This window comes from Sorangium sp. So ce693, from assembly GCF_051521375.1.
Taxonomy (GTDB): domain Bacteria; phylum Myxococcota_A; class Polyangia; order Polyangiales; family Polyangiaceae; genus Sorangium; species Sorangium atrum.
In genome coordinates this window covers 10155353-10174997 of the sequence record NZ_CP150347.1, presented here as the reverse complement: position 1 = coordinate 10174997, position 19645 = coordinate 10155353, and the positions used below count along the sequence as shown (strand labels likewise).

Genomic DNA, 19645 nt, shown 5'->3' with positions numbered 1-19645 from the left:
TCGGAGAGCCATCGCATTGCGTTCGACATGAGTCATCCCCCCTCGAGAGCGTTTGACAGCAGCGTCCGGTGACGGCGGCGCTCCGCCGCCTGATCAGCTCGCGGGCGGCGCCGGCGAGCGCGACGTCGGGTGCTCGTCGAGAGCTCGCCTGTCGTCGCGGCGCGGGGCGGCGGTGGTCGCGCGCGGCGCCTGGTTCGCGCCCCAGATCCGGGCGAGCACGGCGCTCGGGCGGACAGCGGCGACACGCTGCGAGCGCCGCAGGAGAAGCAGCGCGTACAGATCCATGTAGCGCTCGGCCATCCGGATGGCGGAGTGGCGCCGGAGCGCGAGCATCCGGCCGCACCGGCCCATCTGCGCGGCGCGGGCCGGATTGGCGTGGAGCTCCGAGAGCCTTGCAGCGAGCGGCGCTACCTCGTCGGACGGCACGAGGTAGCCCGTCTCCCCGTGGACGAGCACGGTCGATACGCCGCCCACGTCGGTCGCAACGGCCGGAAGCCCAGCGGCCATCGCCTCGAGGAGCGCGAGCGGCAGGCCCTCCGACAGGGACGGCAGCGCGAACACGTCGAGCGCGGCGAGGAGCGCCGGCACGTCGTGGCGCTCCCCTGCGAACAGCACGCGCTCGGACACCCCGAGCTCGCGCGCGAGGGCGTCGAGCCGCCCGCGCTCGGCGCCCTCGCCGACGAGGAGCACCCGTCCGTTCCGGGGCAGCGACGTCGCGGCGGCGCGCACGAGCAACGCGTGGTTCTTCACGGGAGAGAGGCGCCCCACGCTCCCGACGACCCAGGCGTCTCGCGGAATCGCGAGCTCGGCCCGCACCCGCGCCCTGGCCGCAGGATCCGGCGCGAACCGCGATAGATCGACGCCGTTCACCACGACATGCAGCTTCGGCGGGTCGACCTCGCGCCGGCCGAGGACGACCGCGGCGGTCGGCTGCGACACCGCGACATGGGCATCGACGAACGCAGACGCGGCGCGGCGCAGCCAGCGCCGTCCATGCATGTCCTGGGACACGCCGTGCTTCGTGTGGATGACCGGGACCCGGTGCAGCCATCCGGCGGGCGCCGCGTAGATGAGCGAAAGGTGGTTGTGCGCGTGGACGAGCATGACGCCCTTCGTCGCGAACAGCGCGGCGAGGCGGGCGGTGAGCGTCGCGTCGAACCCCGGGCATTTCGGCACGAGGCGCACCTCGACCCCGCGCCGCCGGAGCTGCTCCGCGCGCGGGCCGTCTGGATCCTCCGCGATCGCGACCGCCAGCACGTCATGGCCCGCGGCGCGCTGGGACGCGGCGAGATCGACGACCACCTGCTCGGCGCCGCCGGTCTGGAAGCTGCTCACCACGTGCGCGATGGCGAGCCGCCGCGAGGTCCGTGGATCCTTGAGAACACGAGCCTCGATACCGCGATAGGTCCGTACCTCCATACCCCGCTCCCCCCATCGAGTAGACTGTCAATCTTTCGACTCGGCCGCTCATCGAGCGCCAGGCATGCCCCGCTGTCCTCCCGTCGCGCCGTGTTTCTCCGGTACGGAACACACCGTCCAAAACATCGCCGGAGCGAACCTGGGACGGATGGAGCCTCGACCTGGCGGAGCGACACGAGCGCTGCAACACGCCGCATGACTGCATTGCGGACGGCAGGGGCGCGACTCGAATCTACTATACGGCCAATTCGCGAACTGACAAGCACATCCCACAGCAAACGAGAAAACCGAAGTACAGGGGCTGTACAACCGCGAGAAGGACATGGCTCGCGGCGTCCAGGAGAGGTGATCCGTCCCTGTCTTCGACTGGCCACGTCCCTCGAGTGCGATACCTCACCGGCCCAGGAGGTCGCCGGGAGCCCGCGTGGGCGGCGCGGTCGCTGGCCCACAAAGTCGTTCGTTTTCGATGAGTTACAAAAATCGTCGCCGGCTGGTCACGAAAGGTGAGCCGTGTCTGGCTCGCCTGAGCACTGTAGAGGGCGTGCCGTGGCCCGCGCCGGGGGGCGATCTGGGATGGAGCATGGTTGGCAGCGGTGCGCCCTGCGGCGGCGCCGCGGGTGACTTCGGATCATCGTCTCCTCACGGAACATGCGACACCGCGATGGATATCGCCGGACGGAGGACACTTCGATGCAGATCGCAGACGGCGCAGCTGCGCGCCTCCTGGGGGGCTGCGCCGATCGCGACCCGCATCAACGGACGCGCGCCGGTGCTTCGCGGAGGTAGTCGAGCAGCCGGGCTTCGTCGCTGCCGATCATCCGATCGATGCCGTCCTCGCGGACATGGCGCTGGATCTGCAGCGCCCCCGCGGTCGTGCGCACGAGGATGGCGATGCGCCGGAAGCCGCCCATCACGACCGGCCGAATCCGCTGCATCGCCGCCTCGAACTGGGGATCATTCCGCCCCGCCGCCGCGCGCAGATCGATGAGCAGACACAGCCGATGGCGGTCGACCCGGTCGAGCGCGCGCCCCACCTCCGTCCACAGCGCCTCGAACTGCGCGGCAGACTCGGACGGCAGCGGGCTCCGCGTGACCCGCGCGATCTGCAAGACCGGGTCGATCGTCACCGTGTGGTGCGCGTTGCGGAGGAGCTCGAGCATGGCCAACGACCATTCTATCAGACCCGGAGCAGCGGAGCGAGCGAGCGGGCCGAGCACCCCGGGTGGAGCTGTCGAGTTCGCCGGCGTGGCCTGGTTGTTCCCTCGACGCCGCCGGAAGAGACGCCTTGGACACGTCCTGGAAACCTGCGGGGCGAGCCCAATCGCGTGAATCGCTCTGACGCGCAGTGGCAAATCCCGGACAGGAGCGGCAAGGGATGCGCTCGGCCGGCGGAATCAGCTGTACGATACCCGCTCAAGCTGCCCCTGGCCGAGGGATGGAACCGGGTCCTGCGTCCGCCTCGGCGTGGAGCGCGAGCCCACACTGTGCGATGCAAGGTCGGGTCGCGATGCGCCGGCAGGCGGACGAAGCGAAAGCCCTCGCCGAGCCCATCAGAACACTCTTCACGCGACAGACCATCCCCCGAGAATGACGCCATATCAACCGTCTATCCACGCCGTTGATTGCGCGCATGCAAGCACCTGCGGTACCTCTAGATCCATGCGGCGAGGGGAGGTCGTCGGCGAGCGGATCGAGGTTGAGGAGCTACACGCACGGTTTGAAAGGGGCCTTGCCCTTCATCGACCAGCTGCACGGCCGGGCAGGCGAAAGTAGGATCTACCGATGACCGACCTGCTCGTCGCCCTGCGGCCGCTCGATGCCACCGAGCTCGATGCGTTCGTCGAGCTCGTGATCTCTTCGTACGCGGGCGAGCGCGCGAGCGCCGTGGACGCCCGACCTCCGGACGCGCAGCGCAACGCGCGCTCCCAGGTGGAGGCGCTCCTGCCGCAAGGGCTCGGCACCCCCGACCACCACCTCTATTTGGTGCTGGAAGGGAATGCCGTGGTCGGGCACCTCTGGATCGGGATCACCAGCGTGGACGGGTTTCGAAGCGCGTTCATCTACGATATTCATCTGCGTGAGGACGCCCGCGGCCGGGGCCTCGGGCGCCGGGTCATGGTCCTCGCCGAGGAGGCCGCCTGCGGGCTGGGCGCGCGGGATATCGAGCTCCACGTCTTCGCGCAGAACACGCGGGCGCGGCGGCTCTATGAGTCGCTCGGCTACCGGATCACGAGCCTGAGCATGAGAAAGCGCCTCGGTTGACGTCTGCGGGGCGTGGCTGAGGGCGCTTCTGGCCCCCTGAAGAGAGAGCTCGAACGACAGAGGCCCAGAGGAGACTGGCGACACCGGGGCGCGCGCGGCCCCGGCGCGCCGATCCGCTCACCGGATCGCGAGCGGCATCCCCGGTGAGCCGGACGCGCCCCGGAGGGGCAGCGGGCTGTAGACGTAGAAGAACTCGTAGGGGCTCTTGTGGCCGTGGGGATGCTGCTGGAGCTCCGCGGCCAGATCCGCGGCCAGCTCCGAGAGCACCATCACCTCGTGCATGAAGATTCCGCTCTTCACCAGCAGGTGATGGTGCACCGGGAAGACCACCCCCGGCGCCACCGGAGGCTTCGGCGGGGTGACCTCGATGCCGAAATTGTCCGACCCGACGCAGGCGATGCCCTTCGATGAGAGCCACTTCGCGACCTCGAGCCCGATCCCCGGCTGGGCCAACCCCACGCCCGGCTGCGTGTAATACCCCTCGGTGCCGAGCTCCCAGTTCTCCTCCCAGCCCGTGAAGATCAGCACGACGTCGCCGACGCCGATGTCGCGCGCGTCCATTTTCTGCGCGCGCAGCGTCTGCATCACCATGGACAACGTGATCTCCTGGCCGAACGCGAGCGTCTGCCCGCCGTTCGCGTAGCGCTTGACGTCGAGGAGCACGCCGCGCGTGACGAGCGGCTTCACATGCTCGACGCCGAGGTGCGCGAGCCCGTCTTCCGTGAGGATCTCGGCGCCAGTGAACTGGTTGTAGAAGAGCGCGTCGGCCGGGTCCGTGCTCCCGGGCGGGATGTAGCCGAAATGGCCCAGCGCGTCGAACTCCGTCCCCATCTGGCCGAACTCCCCGTGCATCACCTCGGAGTTCGTGACCTGCTGCTGGATCACCGCGGTCGGCCCGGCCTCCATCGAGAGCCCCTGGTTGCCCGGGAACGTCGGCATCCCCGGCTCGTAGACGTGACCCAGGCGGTAGACCTTGCCCTCCTTGATCAGGCGCTTGCCCTCCAGGACCTTGTCCGGCGTCTGCGTGTTGGAGGCGCCCGCCTCGTCGTCAGGGCCCCACGGCGAGGGACCGGGCATCGGATCGTAACTCTGCAGCATCGGCACGCCGCGGGCCAGCGCCGCCCCCGCGACCAGGCTGACGGCCATGGTCACCACGATCGCGCCACGTAACGGCATCACTCCAGGCTTCATAGGCAACCTCCTGGGTCACATCGCACGTTGTACCGACAGCGCCCCGCGCTCCGTTATGGGCGCGGGCGCACGTCATCACTAGAGTACACCGTCAGGGGCGCCAGAAACCTGCTCTCACGAGGTCGTCGCGAGATTCGCCAATGCCGTGAAGGCCTTGTGTGTAGCCGCGTACACCCGGCCTCTCGGTGGGAGCGCGCTCAGTTACCGGCGGAGCCGGCGTCCGAGCGCGTAGGCAATGCCGCTCTCCAGGGTCCCTGTGGTCACGATGCCGCTCAGATCGGCGCCCATCGTCGTGAGCGTCTGCGCGATCTGCGGCTTGATCCCGGTGAGCACGACCCGGGTGCCGAGCAGCCCCGCGGCCCGGGCCGCGTCGACCAAGGATTGCGCCACCCGCTCGTCGACGACCTTCACCCCGGTGATGTCGAGGATGGCGATCTTGGCCTGCCGGTCGGCGATCCCTTCAAGCAACGTCGTCAGGATCTGCTCGGCGCGCGCGGGGTCGACGCTCCCGACGATCGGCATCGCGACGACGCCACGCGCCAGCGGCAGGAGCGGCGTGATGAGCTCCTGGATCGTCGCCTGCTGTATCTCGATGAGCTGACGCTGCATCTCCGCGCGCTCGGCCTCGGCCTGCTTCGTTCGGCTGATGTCCACCGAGACCGTCCCGACCGCGTAGATCTTCCCCTCGGCGTCGCGGATGGGGAACTTGGTCGACAGGTAGGTGCGCGGACCGCTCGGGAAGACGAGCACGTGCTCGGATGCGCCCGGGCGTCCGGCGGCCGCCACCTCTTCATTGGCTTTTCGTATCGAGGCGGCCGCCGGCGCCGGGAGAATGTCGTAGACGACCCGCCCGAGCAATTCCTCGCGGCTCATCCTGTAAAAGGACTCGATCTCGCGATTCACGAGGAGGAGGCGGCCCGCGGCGTCCACCGCGACCATCATCGACGGCGTGTATTCGAGGAACGCATGGAGCAGGCTCTCACTCCGCTCGAGCATCTGCTCCGTATGCTTGTGCGCGGTGATATCGTGCGCCGATCCCAGCATCCGGCGCCCCGGTCCCTCGGGATCGCGGCCGAGCGCGACGCCTCGCTCGAGGAACCATCGCCAGCCGCCGTCACGACCGCGCACACGGTACTCCACCGTCGCCTGCTCCCCGCTCTCCGAGGCGGCCACGCGAGCCCTGTACTCCTCGATGCGACCGATATCGTCCGGATGGACTGTCGGGGACAGGCCGTCACCGCGGGGCGGGCCTTCGGCCGCTCCGCAGCCCCCTCCGACGAGGTCCGCGAGCTCCCGGTTACGATAGATGTACCGCCCCTCATCGAGATCGAGCACGTAAACGAGGCTGGGCAGCGCGTCGAGCAAGCGCTCCGGGAAGCTGCGGTCGGCCCCCTCCAGCTCGGCGACCCGGGAGCGCAGGCGCTGCACTTCCTTCTGCAATGCGTCCAGCTCCGCCTCGAGCGCCACGGTCTTCTGCGCGTCCATCGGTGTCCCAGGGGATGTTATCCCAGCCGCAGGCTGAGGTGCGTCACAATTTTCCTGTGTATCCAATGTCTGCCCGTCAGCGCCCCTGGCGCGCAGGGCGCACGGCCCCCTGAGCTTCTCTCCGGGCCGGCGCTGCGCTAGTGGGACAGCATGCAGAGCGTCTTGGAAGCGTTCAAGGCCTGCGGGTGGGCAGCGTGGCTCGCCCTCCTGGCCGGGACGGCCGGCATCGCGACCGGCCTTGTGGGGGCGGCGATGCTGGCGACGAAGGCGCGCGGCTTGGCCTGGATCCCGGGCGCTGTCGCCGTGCTGCTGGGGCTCAGCGCCGTGTCGGTCGGGCTGCTCGGCCGCTCCATGGGGCTCGCCCGCGTGGACGAGGCGCTCGGCTATCCCGGCGTCGAGATCGACGCCACGCAGCGCGAGATGATCCGGCGCGTCGGCACGGAGGAGGCCAATCAGTGCGTGACGATCGGCGCCTCGATGGGCGCCCTGCCGTTCGTGATCGGCGCGGCCGCGGTCGGGATCGGGCTCGCGCTCGGCAAGAAGCCGGCTTGATGGATTCAGGGCGCCAAGCAGATTGGCTCACGCGCCTGTGCTGGTGGGACTACTCTTCGCTCTCGAAGGGGCCGAGATCCGGCGCGGATCCGCTGTACTCCACGCCTACGTCGATGCCCGCATCGCGGAGATCGCTGCCAGGCACCAGCTTCAGGTAGTCGATGTCCGGCAAGCTGCCATCGGCCTTGCGGGGGCCCTTGAGCAGGCTCGTGTCGACGCTCACGAAGTCGCCGCTCGTGGCGGACAGTCCGCCTTGCCAGCTGTTGTTGGTGATGTTCGTGGTCGTCGCCGACAGTGACCCGTTCGTCCCCAGAGAGATCGTGTTTCTGATGGTCAACGAGGCCGCGATGTTGGAGGTGCTGAAGTTGATGTTGCTGCCATTGGCGTGCGCCGCGCTGTTCAGGATCGTGACGCTGCCGCGATTGCTGTTGTGGTCGAAGCCGTCGTTGACGTTCCCCGCGGCGATGCACCGCGTGTAGACGGCGTTGTGGTGCAGATCTTTGCCGTCGCTGCCGCCGGACTTGAAGCCGTTGCCGTCGCCCGCGCCGACCGAGCCATTCTTGAGCTTCCCGTTGTCGATGGCCCAGCAGTCGTCGTAGGTCGTCGTGACGTTGTCTGCAGGGCGCAGGTAGCCGTCCCAGCCGTCATCGAGGTTGTTCCAGGCGCGGCAGCCCACGAACTTGTTGCCCGTGCCGACGTCGAGCTTGGCGGCGAAGCCGTCGGCGTTCTCCAGGCTGGAATCGGCGTTGAAATACGAGTCGCAGTTGAGCACCAGGTTGTCGGCCGCCCCTCCGCCCAGCTGGAGTCCAGTGTCGGCGCATTCGACGAACGTGGAGTATTCGATCACGTTGTGCGAACCGCTGACGAACATGCCGTTGTCGCCGGCTCGGAGAACATCGATGCCGTAGATGTGCCAGTAGTCGCCGGACAAGACGAGCCCGCGATTGCTGGAGCTCTCCGCCATGGCGGAAAAGTCGAGCAAGGGGCGTTCGCTGTCCAGGGGATAGGCGCGCAGCTCGATGGTTGCGCCGCTCATGCCGTCCTTGGTCAGGCTGAGGGTCGTCTTGAGCGCGTAGGTGCCCCCGCGCAGGTAAATGGTGTCGCCCGCATCCGCCTGAAGGAGGGCGGCGGCCAAGGTCATGGGATCGCTCATCGTTCCCGACGCGTCCGCCGAGCCATCCGGAGCCGCGAAGATCGCATCGGGGTCGATCGTGGGCGCTCCGCCGCTTCCCGATCCGCCGCCCGTCCCCGTGGTGGCGCCCCCAGCTCCGTCGCTGCCCGTCCCCGTGGTGGCGCCCCCGCTGGCGCCCCCAGCTCCGTCGCCGCCCGAGCCCGTGGCGCCTCCGCCGGACGCCGTCGTGCCACCCGTCGCGACGTTGCCGCCTGCACCCGAACTGCCGGCGCTCGTCTGAGCCCCGCCGCTCCCTGGAGTGTCTGTGTCAGCCGCGCCGCCGTCAGAACAGGCCGCAATCGCCAACAACACGCTCGGGGCCAACAGGAGCGGCCACAGATGGCCGCGTCGGATCTGGAGCGGGGGCTTGGAGCTCGGGGTCATGCGATGGAAGCATTACCACGCCGGCAACAGGCCGTCTAGCGCGACAAACGGGTTGAAACTGCCCGAAATGCGCAGAATTTCGAACCGCCAAGACGCCATAAGACGCCAAGAGACGCCAAGGTATTGTTTTATTTTATGACGTCTTGGCGTCTCATGGCGTCTGGCGGTTCATTTCTCGCTAGAACAACGTGATGGTTGTTCCAACGCGCTTCGTACGAAATTCAAGAGAGCGGCGAAGGGCTGCGACACGCGGGCCGCGGCAGCGCTCATGCGCTGGCTGAGGCTCGGCGCTTCCGGCGCATTCTCAAGGTCCACAGCACGAGGTTGAGGAGCGCGAGGCTCGCTGCGCCCGGCCGGTGGCCGCCAGGCATACTGCACGCGCAGCCGGCTGAATCGTCGGCGCTGCTCGGACTGGTGCCACCGCCGCCCGTGCCCGAGGTTCCGCCGCCACCGACGCTCGTCGTGCCGCCGCTGGTTGCGTCGCCGCTCGTCGCTCCTCCGCTCGTGGCTCCTTCGCTAGCGCTTGCGCCGCCCGACCCCGTATCCGCGGTACCGCCGCTGCCCGCGCCGGCGCCCCCCGCTCCGCCAGCGCCTGAGGCCCCCGCGGTCTCGACCAGCCCCGCCTCGAAGCAGCCAAGATCCGGAGCGGAGCCTGCGTAGGGCAGCCCGACGTCGACGCCCTTGTCGATGGCGTCGCTGTCTGGCGCGAGGCGGAAATTCGTGAGGACGGGCAAGCTTCCGTCGGCCTGTCGCGGAGCTTCCAGCCCCATCTCGGACGGGTTTTGGAAGTCCGCGTTCGAGACCGTGACACCCCCCGCCGTCCAGGAGTTGTTCGCGTCGTCGGCGCCGTTGCGGTTCGAAAACAGCGTCCCGCCGAACGCCAGGTTGTTCCGGTAAACCCCGACGGTGATGTCCTTCCCGTTCGAATCCATCCCGAGCATGTTGAAGTCGGGGCGATTGCCGTACGAAGTGTTGTTGTAGAAGTAGAGCGTGCTCGGGTGGTGGTTCGCGTAAAACCCTGCCGCCCTGTTGAAGGCGGCGAGGCAGTTTTGCACCGTGTGCGCCGCGGGCTCGGCCGGAAATTTCGCCGGATCGGCGCCGTAGCCGCCGCCCTTGAAGCCGTTGCCGTTGCCGATGCCGGTCTGCGTCCCCGGCTTGTAGCCGTTGTACCAGGCCCACGAGTTCTCGACGAGGCAGGCTGCGCCGGAGTTGATGAAATCGTAGCCGTCGTCCGCGTTCCACCAGGCGCGGCAGCCTCGAAATACGTTGCCCGTCTCCCGGGCGCCGACGTGACAGCCGAAGCCGTCCGCGCTCTCGCCCGCGCCGTTCGACGTGAGCTCGTCGAAGTTGTCGTGCGAGTCGCAGTTGAGCACGAGGTTGTTGCTGCCGCGCTGGATGAAGATGCCGGCGCCCATGATGTGGTGGACGTCGAGCGCCTCGAAGATGTTGTTGCTCCCCTGGTTCCACACTCCCCAGGACTCGTGGTTCAGGTTGTTGTTCTGGCGAACGCCTTTGATCTCGAGCCCCTTGAGGTGAATGTAATTGCCGGACACGAGGATGCCCTTGATACGGCAGGAATCCCTGATGCCGTCGAAATCGAAGACGGGCTTCTCGCCGGGCGCGGCCCAGTACCTGATGGGATTGCCGGCGCTCCCGCTCTTGTTCAGCACCACACCGCTGATGGTCGCCGTCCCGCTCGAGCAGGTGGTGGTGCCCTCCCTGTACGCGTACGTGCCGCCCTTGAAGTAGAAGACGTCGCCGGCCATGGCCACGCTCTGCGCTTTGGCCATCGACGCGAACGGCGCGTCTTCGCTGCCGGCGTTCGCGTCGTTGCCGGCGGGCGCCGGGGCCACGTAGTAGTCCTTTGCCCAGCCGCTCGTCGCAAAAAGCAGCGGAGCGCCCAGCGCAGACAGCGAGAGGAGGAGCCGCACGTTCATCCTTGCACCAGCCCGAGGTCGTCGAGGTTGAAGCCCGCCGAAACCGTGGGAAAGCACACCCAAACGTCCTGGAGACGTCAAGCCCAAACTGCAGGACCTCCGGGTTGACAGAACCAACGTCTGTGCGATATCGGCTGCAGGTGCGCCGCTCGCGCACATGGGGAGTGGATCCATGCGACGATTCGCGATCTCTCGTTGGCTGATAGCGTGCTTGGCGAGCTGTACCTCCGCGCCGCCGTCCATGCCGGGGGACGGGGTCGTCGAGGGGCCTCCGCCCCCTGCGCCGTCGTGCCCGACCCAGAAGCTCGCGTTCACCAGGGACACGGGGTGCGTGAACGATGGATCCCTGGAGTTCTGCCTGCCGTCGGGCGACGCGGCGCTCCTAGCGCGCGTGCGGGGCATCGCGCCCACGATCCGGGCCGGCTCGTCGGGCGGGCGCGCCAGGTGCGATGTGTCGAAAGAGACCCTGTACTTCTTCCCCACGGGAGACGCCGAGTGCACCGCGCGCCATGGCGCGCTCGAGGACGCGGCATGGGACCAGGTCTGTCGTATCGCCGCGCTGCCCGAGGTGCGGGAGATCGTGCCGACGTGGTACGAGTGAGCGCGGGCGGGCGCTCCTGCGTTGGCTCGCCGGCCGAGCGGCCCGGCCGCGCCGATTCTTGGTAGAACCACGCCGCGGAGAGGGCCGTCCGCCATCGCCTGGGCGCGCGGGGGGTGAGCAACCCGATCACGGGAGCGCGAGACCGGCCGCTCTGGGGTCACTTGACACCGCTCGGGGACGGCACCTTGTTCGCCGTGGTCCGACCCCTGCCGTGCCCCCCCGGCTCATGCGCTCTCGGCGGAGCGCGTGGCGCTCGCTGCGGCGGGCAGGCGCGCCGGTGAGGCGCTGGGCTTCCATTCACGGTTCACGATTACGGCGAAACTCCAGCTCCGGGAAGAGGAGGGTACACACATGGCTGATCGCTGGGAGGACCCTGTTCACACGACGAGCTTCGGGTTGCAACTGGTCGAGCCCCATACCTTGCGGGAGAACCGCGGCTCGTTCATCGGGCTCGGCATTGCCCTTCTGGTGCTTGGCGCTCTCGCGATCCTCATGCCCGTGATCGCCTCGCTGGTCACGGCGGTCGCCATCGGGGGCGTGCTCGTGGCGAGCGGCCTCTTTCAGGGCGTCCACGCCGTCCAGCACCGGCGATGGGCCAACTCCGCCTGGTCGCTCGCGGGCGCCCTGATCCAGCTCGCCGCGGGCGTCCTGATCGTGGCCTTCCCGGTGACGGGCACGGTCACGCTGACCTTGATCCTCGCGGCGTTCTTCTTCGCGGAAGGCTTCCTCAAGATCGTCCGCGCTCTCCAGCACCGCGAGATGCCCAGCTGGGGTTGGCTCCTGTTCGACGGGCTGCTCGCGCTGGCGCTCGGGGTCCTGATCTGGTGGCGCTGGCCGAGCACCGCGGCGTGGGCGATCGGGCTGCTCGTCGGCGTCAACATCCTCGTCAGCGGCATGTCGATGCTGCTGATCGGGTCCAGCGCGCGACAGCGGCCGGTGGCCAGCATGTGACAGGCGCCCCGTGCCGGAGACCGCGCCTGACGCTCGTCCCTCACTGGCCACCACCGCTCGTGGCGAGCAGCCAGGTCTCGACGGCGTGCGCGAAGCCCTCGTCGGCGTTCGACAGCGTGATGAAGTCGGCTTGTCGCTGCACGACGGCGCGCGCCTGCCCCATGGCGATGCTGAGCCCGCTCTCCCGGAACATGAGCACATGGTCGGGCAGCTCGCCGATCGTGGCCATGGCTGCGCCGGGGACGCCGAGGCGCGCCGAGAGGGCCCTCGCGACCTCTCCGGAGTTGGCCCGCGGGTGCATCACCTCGATGCAATGAGGCACGGGGCGTGACGCCGAGAAGAACGCGCAGGCCCCCCGGAGGTCCGACTCGCCGCGCTCCAGCACCTCGGCGTCGTCGCTGACGCCGACGATCTTGACCGCGCTGTCCACGACGCCTTCCCAGCGCTCGACGACCCTGGGGACACACTGCACGACCGCCTGCTCGCGCGCGACGTGCGGCGCGTCGGCGCGGCGCACCAGCCAGTCGTCACCCTGGTAGACCCAGACCGCGGCGCCGTGTCGCTCCAGGGTCGCGATGACGACCGCGGCCGCGCCGTTGTCCATCGGGTGCTGCTCGATCAGGGAGAGATCCGGCCGCACCAGCATGGCGCCGCCGAACGCGGCGACCGGCGTCGCGATCCCCAGCCGTCCGAGCAGGCCGCGCAGGCCGCGCGGCGAGCGCCTGCTCATCAGCGCGAGGTCGACGCCGGCGTCGCGGAGCCGACTCACCGCCTGCTCCGCCCTGGGGGTGAGCGCGCCCTCGGGCGTGAGGAGCGCGCCGTCCACGTCGGCGAGCAGCACGCGAATCCCGGTCATGCGGCTCTCCTCGCCAGCGGGGTGGCCACGGTCGGTGTACGCCACCCGCCGAGGTCGGCGACGAGGCGGTCGGCCTCGGCTGGGCCCCAGCTGCCCGGCTCATAGGGCGAGAGCGGAGTCGCCTGGTCCAGGACCGGATCGACAACGGCCCATTGCGCCTCCACTTCGGCCTGGCTCGCGAACAGGGTCGGATCGCCTGCGAGCGCATCGCCGAGGAGCCGCTCGTAGGGCGCCAGCGCCTCGGACAGGTCGCTTGTCACGAGCAGCTCGGTCGCCTGTCCGGCCATCAGCTCGCCGGGCGCCTTGATCCGCACGCCGACGGCGAGCTCCGGCGCCGGAGCGAGCCGGATGCGCACGTAGTCTGGAGCCCCGCGCCCGACGTCCTCGAACACGGCGTGCGGAGGCCGCCGCAGCAGGACGAGCACCTCGGTCGCCGTGACGGCGAGGCGCTTGCCAGCGCGGATGCAGAACGGCACGCCCGCCCAGCGCCATGTGTGGATGCGGAGCCGCGCGGCGCAGAACGTCTCGACCTGCGACCCCGGCGCGACGCCCGGCTCGCCGCGGTACCCGTTGTATTGACCGCGGACGACGTGCGCCGGATCGAGCGGCGTGATGGCCCGCAGCAGCCGGACGCGCTCCGCACGCACGGCGTCGGCGTCGCCGGACGGGGGTGGATCCATGGCGAGGCACGCGAGCACCTGCAGGAGATGGTTTTGCAGGACGTCGCGGATGCACCCGGTCGCGTCGTAGAACCGGCCGCGGCCCTCGATGCCGAACCTCTCGGCCATGGTGATCTGGACGCTCTCGACATGGTGGGAGTTCCAGACCGGCTCGAGCAGCGCGTTCGCGAAGCGAAAGTAAACGATGTTCTGGACCGGCTCTTTGCCGAGGAAGTGGTCGATCCGGTAGATCTCCTCTTCCGGAAAGACGCTCGCGAGCGTGCGGTAGAGCGCGCGAGCGGACTCCAGATCCTGGCCGAACGGCTTCTCGACGACGAGCCGCCCTCGCCGCACGCACCCGGAGCGGTCGAGCGCCTTGACGACCTCTTCGAACAGGGCGGGCGGCACGGCCATGTAGTGGAGCGGCCGCTGGGCGGTGCCGAGCCGCTCGCGGAGGCGGTGGAACGTCGCCGGATCGGCGTAATCCCCGCTCACGTACGAGAGCCGCGCGCACAGCTCGCGATGGACGCCGGCCTCGAACACGCCCGCCCGCTCGAGGCTCTCGCGGACGCGGGCGTAGAGCTGCTCGATGCTCCACGGGCTCTTGGCCACGCCGATGATGGGCACGTCCAGCTTGTGGCGGCGGATCAGCCCGGCCAGCGCCGGGAAGATCTTCTTGAAGGCCAGGTCGCCTGTCGCTCCGAAGAGCACGAGCGCGTCGGCGGCCTTCATGCCGCCTGCTTGGCGGCGCCGGACCTCACGCGCCGCGTGCCCGAGCTCTCCTCGCCTTCACCATCCATCCATCCAGCGCGCATGAGCTTGGCTCCTCTCGTCATGGCCCTGGAGGCCCCGGTCCCGCTCCGGCATCGCGTGTGCCACGCCAAATCGGCACGAGCGCGCCTCGCCGAACGCGGCAGCGGGAGGCTCACCGGGGCTCCTGCCGCCGCGGTCCTGAGCGCAGCTCCGCACCACGCCTGTGCAGCCTGCGCATGCGGCGGGTCCGAGCGGCTCACCGAGCGCGGGCGCGCTTTTGCGCCATGCCTTGGAGCCTCTTCACGAGCTCGACAGCCTCGTCCTCGCGGCCGAGATCGTGCAATGCCCTGGCTCGAATGAGGAGCGACTCGGGGAGCGCGTCCTTGCGGCTGGTCTCGGGCTCGAGCAGGCGGGCCGCTTCTGCCGGGTCACCGCTGCGAAGCGCGACGGTCGCCAGGTTGTGGGTGATCTGGCGCTTCTCCCGATCGTCGCCGGAGCGATCGAGCGCGGACGTCCACGCAGCGCGAGCGTCGGCCCATCGCTCTTGAGCGAAGCGCACAGCGCCGAGGTTCTGGAGCGCCGCGAGCTCATCGGCGTACGAGAGATGGTCGGCGTCGGGCGCCGCGGCTCGCTCGTACCGCGACGCGGCCGCCTCCCAGTCGCGGGCGTCCCGAGCCACCTCGCCGAGGAAGAACTGCCCCTCGCGGCACGCGGGCTCGCGGCTCACCTCCGGCGCCCAGAGGCGCTCATCGCTCGCATACCTTCGTCCTTCGCGCAGCGAGAGCGCCGTGAACGGCACGCCGAGGACAAGGACCAGCGCCCACAGGCGCCGGCCGTGGCGGTCGGCTGCGTGGGCGAGGAGCATCGCGCCGAACGCAAGCGGCACATAGAGGTAATGGGGCGACCACCAGCGCATGATCGGCACGAGCTGCAGCGACGGCAGGAGAGAGAGCGCGAAGAGCCATGCAACGCCCCGCCGTCGTGACGCGAGCAGGGCGACGCCACCGAGCACGGCGGCGCCGAAGAGGGCCGAAAGGCTCGCCGTGCGGGTGATCCGGAACGCATCGCAGATGCTCTGGTCGAGCGGCACGACCAGCGCCAGGGCGCTCTTCCCGAGCGCAGCGAGCCTCGTGCCGACGCTCTCGTCGAGCGGCAGCGCGGGATGCTGGGCCCGGAAGCGGGGCGCGTACAGCAGGCGGAGGCCGGTCGCGGCCGCGAACGCGGCGCCTTCCGCTGCGAGCAGGCGCAGGCGCGTCGCGCCGTCAGCGGAGGATGCCTGTGGGCGCGGCCCCGCGTGCAGGGCGGCTCCCCCATGGGCCGGGGAGCCGCCCTCCCGATGTCGTTCAGCGGAGAGCGCCAGGACGAACAGCGGACCAAGCAGCCACGCCGTCTCCTTCGTGAGCGCGCCGGCGAAGAGCGCCGCGGCTGCGAGAGCGGGCTTTTGCGCCTGGTGCGCGGCGACGAGCGCAAGGAGGAAGACCGCTATCATCGCCTCCGAGCGGAACGCGATCGCGGAAGCGACCAGGGATGTCGTCGGATGCACCGCGAAGAGCAGCCCGGCCGCCAGCGCCGCGCGGGGCGAGAGGCCGAGGGCCCGCGCCGCCACGGTGGTCATGACCGACGCGAGCGCGTGCCAGCCGAGCGTGACCGCGTGGAAGAAGCCGGGCGTCTTCGACACGGCCGCGTCGATGGAGAGCGACAGCGCCATGAGCGGCCGGTAGAAGCTGGTATCCGCGAAGCCCCGGGTGAACAGCCCGAGCCAGCCGGAGGGCGCCGCGAGCGCGCGCCCCTCCCGGAGGTGCGCGTGATCGAGCCAGACGTAGCCGCCGCCGAGGGCCGTCGCGTGGGAAGCGGCGGCCAGCGCGGCGACGGCCATGAGCCCGCGGCGGCCGGGGGAGAGCTCGCGCAACATGCACCCCTGCTACGATCGGGAGGCTCGCCAGGAACGCTCAGTCATGGGTGATCGAGAACGTCTCGGCGGTCGTCCCGCTGATGGTCTTGAAGTAACCCGTGGCCGCCTTGGGGTTGCCGCCGACGTTGAAGGTGATGAACTGAGCACCGTAGTTCGCGCTCTGGTTCGAGGTGTAGATGAACCCCCACGTGTTGCTGCACCCGTACGGAAACGTCGTCGGTGTGCAGCGCGTCTGGGTGCGGATGCTGTTCCCGCCGAGGCCGGCGACCGTCACGAACGTCCGCCCGTTCGTCCCATCTCCCCCGACGCAGAGGACCCCTGCGCCGTTGCACGTGGGGTCGACGGTCTGCGAGGTCATGTTGGTGAGCGTCCTCGTCCGCTCGTAGCTGTGCTCGTGTCCCGTCTGGATGATCGCGCCCTGCTTCCGGCACGTCTCGTAGACGTCCCAGCCCATCTCGTCGCCCTTCCCGCCCACCTGCATGGCCGCCTGATTCTGGTGCCACTGGCAGATCTTCCAGATGTGCGTGTCCGTGTCGAGGAACGGCGTGATGTGCGTCGCCCCGTTGTCGCCCTTCTTGGCGGTCACGAGCACGAGGCCGCGGAAGGTGGTCTTGTAGTTGGCGTCGTGCGCGCCGGCGACCCGGGTCGCGCCGCCGAGGTGATTCGCCGCCTTGGGCAGATAGCCGCTCCAGGAGGAGTCATCGTGGTTGCCGCGGGAGATGAACACGGGGAACGTCGTGCCGAGGACCGACTCGACCTGGTTCCACCACGTGGTCGGGTTGGCGGAGTACGACATGTCGCCGTTGACGACGACCGCCGCCGCGCCCTCGCTGAGCACGAGGTTCAGCACGCTCGTGAAGCTGCTCCCCGTGCCCGTGTCCCCGATGAAGGCGATCTTGAGGTTCGGATCCGTCGAGACCGTTCCGTTGAGCGCGGCCGAGGTCGTCTCGCTCGGCTCGAGGGCGCCTTCCTCCTCCTGCCCGTCGTAAACCCCCTGCGGATCGTCGTTCGCGCGCTCGTCGCCGCCCGCGCCGGCGCACGCCGAAACCCCGGTCCCCACCGATAGCGCCAGCACGATGGCGCCGATCACGAGGCCGAACATCCGCGCGAGCGGAGCCTTACGAGGCTCCCTCTGCTGATCCCTATCTCCTTGTGTCACCATGGAATACGTTCCTTCTCCACCAGGCGCACGGCGCTCCGTGCTCACGGCGTTCCCGTCGAGATCGAGAGATCTGTCCCCTGGATGGAAAATCTACCCTATTGCAAGGGCTCTTGTTTTTGTGATGGAGATTTTGTTGCGCTATCGTTGCATAGGAATTCAAGTTGGTCGACGAGCACGACGCCGGGGCCAGATCATCGCCGAAGTACAGCAGCTCAGCTCGTCACTCAATCTCCACACCGCTGCCCTCGTCGCTGCCGGTAGAAGAGCCTGTCGACTCGAACCTCTCCTCGTTGACAGGCTCGACGCGGTAGATCTGCGGGCGGACAGGAGAACCTGATATGAATCTGTCCATGTGCATGGATGTGGCCCGAGGGCTCCTGTGGTTGAGCTCTGCGCTGGCGCTCGTCGGATGTGGAGCCGATGACGCCGGAGGCGGACCGAGCCCCGCAGAGGCGGCGCTGTGCAGCGGGACGATCTGCGCCGAAGACGAGTTCTGTTACTATCCGCCGGGGGCATGTGGAGGGAAGGACGGAGCATGCCTGTTGCGACCGACGACGTGTCAGAGCGACACGCAGGTCTGCGCCTGCGACGGTCGCGCCTACGCGAGCGCCTGCGAGGCGGAGCGGGCAGGACAGAGCATCGGCGCGGCCGAGACGTGCGCCCCTGCGGCCGCGCCTCCAGGGACCTTCGCCTGCGGCAGCTACTTCTGCAGATCGGCCGATCAGTACTGCGAGATCCTCGACGAGCCCCACGAAGAGCCGTTCAAGCCGCCGCCGCAGCTCTTCTGTCACACGATCCCTGTCCCCTGCATGCCGGAGCCCTCGTGCGACTGCGTCGGCGATGCCGCCGAATCCATGAGCGTGGGAAACTGCTACAGCCCGCCGGTCTGCACGCAGGACGCGGGGAAGCTCACCATCGAGTGCAACGCCGAGGTGTATGACCCGTGAGGACCCGGTGAGCGCGCGACGAGGCGCCCTCCTGCGGATGATCCTGACCGCCGCTCCGCTCGCGGGCTGCGCCGGCGGCTCCGACGCGCCCGGCGGGACGCCGACGTTCCACGCCGATATCGAGCCGCTCCTTCAGCGTAGCTGCGTGAGCTGCCACTCCACGGGTGGGATCGCCCCGTTCGGTCTGGGCAGCTACGAGGACGCCAAGAGCGTCGCCGAGCTGATCGCCGAGGTCACGAGGGAGCGCACGATGCCCCCCTGGGGCGCGTTCGAGACGGACGAGTGCAGGCCTCGTCATGGCTGGAAGGCCGATCTCCGGCTCAGCGGCGAGGAGATCGCGAGGTTCGAGGCGTGGAGCGCAGGAGGGGCGCCGGAAGGGGAGCGCGCCCTCGCGCCGGCTCCCCTCGCGTCGGGTGCGGACGAGCTCCGCGGCGCGGAGCAGGAGCTGGCGCCGATGGCGCCGTTCGTCGCGAGCGGCGAGTCGGATCAGTTTCGCTGCTTCGTCCTGGATCCGAAGCTCTCCGACACCAGGTACCTGAACGGGTGGAGCTTCCTGGTCGGAAATGCGAAGATCGTGCACCACGCGTTGATGTTCCTCGACGAGCGTGGCGAGAGCGAGGCGCTCGCCGGCCCTGACGGCAGCTACGAGTGCTTCGGAGGCCCACGGGTCGAGGGCGGCGTCGTCGCGGCCTGGGCGCCCGGCGGCCGGCCTTTCGACGGTGGACCGAACGTGGGCGCCCCGATACCGGCGGGCTCACGGCTCGTGATGCAGATCCATTACCACCCGGCCGGGGCGACGGCGGCCCCGGACAGCACACGCTTTCAGATGCGCTTCACGCCGTCGCGCCCCGAGTACGAGCTGCTCTTCGCGCTCGTCGGCAACTACGCTCGCCAGTTCGCGGACGGCGACGGCTTGCAGCCCGGTCCGGACGACGAGCGAGGCGCCGCCTTCCGCATCCCGTCAGGCGCTCACGATCACGTCGAGCGCATGCGCTTCACGCTGCCTGCCACGATGGACGGTCACCCGACGCCGGACCTCCACGTCTACGGCGTCGGCCCGCACATGCACTACATCGGCACCGACGTGAAGATCGGCATCGAGCACGCGGGCGGGGCCTCCGGCCAGGAGACGGAGGAGTGCTTGCTGCAGATCCCGTCCTGGGATCTCACATGGCAGCGCCTCTACCAGGTAGACGCCGCGATTGACGACCTGCCGCGGCTCGCGCCGGGCGACGCGCTGAAGATCAGGTGCACGTACGACAATTCTCTGGAAAACCCCCATCTGCGGGCGGCGCTGAGCGAGCGACACACGACGAGCCCGGTCGACGTGTCCCTCGGGGATACGGCGTTCGACGAGATGTGCCTCGCGAGGATGGCGTTCATTTACAAGGCTCGTTGAGGAG

Annotated in this window: 17 protein-coding genes; 7 read left to right on the top strand and 10 right to left on the bottom strand. The window is 69.2% G+C overall.

Features of this window, described 5'->3' with window-relative positions; all coding sequences use genetic code 11:
• Positions 1-93 precede the first annotated feature (93 nt).
• Together WMF14_RS38010 and WMF14_RS38005 are read right to left on the bottom strand one after the other, a co-directional pair.
• Entirely contained in the window at positions 94-1419 is a 1326-nt protein-coding gene (locus tag WMF14_RS38010) for a glycosyltransferase (RefSeq protein ID WP_437794404.1), read from the bottom strand.
• Positions 1420-2171: 752 nt separating this feature from the next.
• Positions 2172-2579: a hypothetical protein gene (locus WMF14_RS38005; RefSeq protein WP_437794401.1), complete on the bottom strand. Its 408-nt coding sequence runs from the start codon at positions 2577-2579 to the stop codon at positions 2172-2174.
• A gap of 622 nt (positions 2580-3201) precedes the next feature.
• Between WMF14_RS38005 and WMF14_RS38000 the strand changes: the two genes are divergently transcribed.
• Entirely contained in the window at positions 3202-3681 is a 480-nt protein-coding gene (locus WMF14_RS38000; RefSeq protein ID WP_437794399.1) for an N-acetyltransferase family protein, read from the top strand.
• A gap of 117 nt (positions 3682-3798) precedes the next feature.
• Here the strand turns inward: WMF14_RS38000 and WMF14_RS37995 are convergent, their stop codons facing one another.
• Together WMF14_RS37995 and WMF14_RS37990 are read right to left on the bottom strand one after the other, a co-directional pair.
• Positions 3799-4872 carry a cyclase family protein gene (locus WMF14_RS37995; RefSeq protein WP_437794396.1) on the bottom strand — a complete coding sequence of 358 codons (1074 nt, stop codon included), beginning with the start codon at positions 4870-4872 and terminating at the stop codon, positions 3799-3801.
• Positions 4873-5073: 201 nt separating this feature from the next.
• Positions 5074-6423, bottom strand: a complete 1350-nt coding sequence (locus tag WMF14_RS37990) for a PAS domain-containing protein (RefSeq protein WP_437794394.1) — start codon at positions 6421-6423, stop codon at positions 5074-5076.
• 84 nt (positions 6424-6507) lie between these two features.
• On the opposite strand from WMF14_RS37990, the gene WMF14_RS37985 reads away from it, so the two are divergent.
• Entirely contained in the window at positions 6508-6909 is a 402-nt protein-coding gene (locus WMF14_RS37985) for a hypothetical protein (protein WP_437794391.1), read from the top strand.
• 49 nt (positions 6910-6958) lie between these two features.
• Here the strand turns inward: WMF14_RS37985 and WMF14_RS37980 are convergent, their stop codons facing one another.
• A complete protein-coding gene (locus tag WMF14_RS37980; protein WP_437794388.1) occupies positions 6959-8050 on the bottom strand; it encodes a right-handed parallel beta-helix repeat-containing protein in 1092 nt (363 codons plus the stop codon).
• On the opposite strand from WMF14_RS37980, the gene WMF14_RS37975 reads away from it, so the two are divergent.
• A complete protein-coding gene (locus WMF14_RS37975; RefSeq protein WP_437794386.1) occupies positions 8049-8321 on the top strand; it encodes a hypothetical protein in 273 nt (90 codons plus the stop codon). The genes WMF14_RS37980 and WMF14_RS37975 overlap by 2 nt on opposite strands.
• A gap of 409 nt (positions 8322-8730) precedes the next feature.
• On the opposite strand, the gene WMF14_RS37970 is transcribed toward WMF14_RS37975, so the two are convergent.
• Positions 8731-10395 (bottom strand): right-handed parallel beta-helix repeat-containing protein, encoded by a 1665-nt coding sequence (locus WMF14_RS37970; RefSeq protein ID WP_437794383.1) that lies wholly within the window; start codon positions 10393-10395, stop codon positions 8731-8733.
• Positions 10396-10612: 217 nt separating this feature from the next.
• Here WMF14_RS37970 and WMF14_RS37965 point away from each other — a divergent pair, with 217 nt between their 5' ends.
• Entirely contained in the window at positions 10613-11002 is a 390-nt protein-coding gene (locus WMF14_RS37965) for a hypothetical protein (protein ID WP_272104191.1), read from the top strand.
• 351 nt (positions 11003-11353) lie between these two features.
• Positions 11354-11953 (top strand): HdeD family acid-resistance protein, encoded by a 600-nt coding sequence (locus WMF14_RS37960; protein WP_437794380.1) that lies wholly within the window; start codon positions 11354-11356, stop codon positions 11951-11953.
• 40 nt (positions 11954-11993) lie between these two features.
• Here WMF14_RS37960 and WMF14_RS37955 read toward each other — a convergent pair whose 3' ends face one another.
• The 4 genes from WMF14_RS37955 to WMF14_RS37940 form a co-directional block, all read right to left on the bottom strand.
• Entirely contained in the window at positions 11994-12809 is an 816-nt protein-coding gene (locus WMF14_RS37955; RefSeq protein WP_437794378.1) for an HAD hydrolase family protein, read from the bottom strand.
• Positions 12806-14200, bottom strand: coding sequence for a glucose-6-phosphate dehydrogenase (gene zwf / locus WMF14_RS37950; RefSeq protein WP_272104196.1), 1395 nt, complete (start codon positions 14198-14200; stop codon positions 12806-12808). Before zwf ends, WMF14_RS37955 begins: the two co-directional genes overlap by 4 nt.
• Before the next feature lie 277 nt (positions 14201-14477).
• Positions 14478-16133: a tetratricopeptide repeat protein gene (locus tag WMF14_RS37945; RefSeq protein WP_437794375.1), complete on the bottom strand. Its 1656-nt coding sequence runs from the start codon at positions 16131-16133 to the stop codon at positions 14478-14480.
• Between the two features lie 37 nt (positions 16134-16170).
• Positions 16171-17235: a metallophosphoesterase gene (locus tag WMF14_RS37940; RefSeq protein ID WP_437794374.1), complete on the bottom strand. Its 1065-nt coding sequence runs from the start codon at positions 17233-17235 to the stop codon at positions 16171-16173.
• Positions 17236-17633: 398 nt separating this feature from the next.
• Between WMF14_RS37940 and WMF14_RS37935 the strand changes: the two genes are divergently transcribed.
• Positions 17634-18242, top strand: a complete 609-nt coding sequence (locus WMF14_RS37935) for a hypothetical protein (protein ID WP_437794372.1) — start codon at positions 17634-17636, stop codon at positions 18240-18242.
• Between the two features lie 7 nt (positions 18243-18249).
• Positions 18250-19641, top strand: a complete 1392-nt coding sequence (locus WMF14_RS37930) for a hypothetical protein (RefSeq protein WP_437794370.1) — start codon at positions 18250-18252, stop codon at positions 19639-19641.
• Positions 19642-19645: the final 4 nt, after the last annotated feature.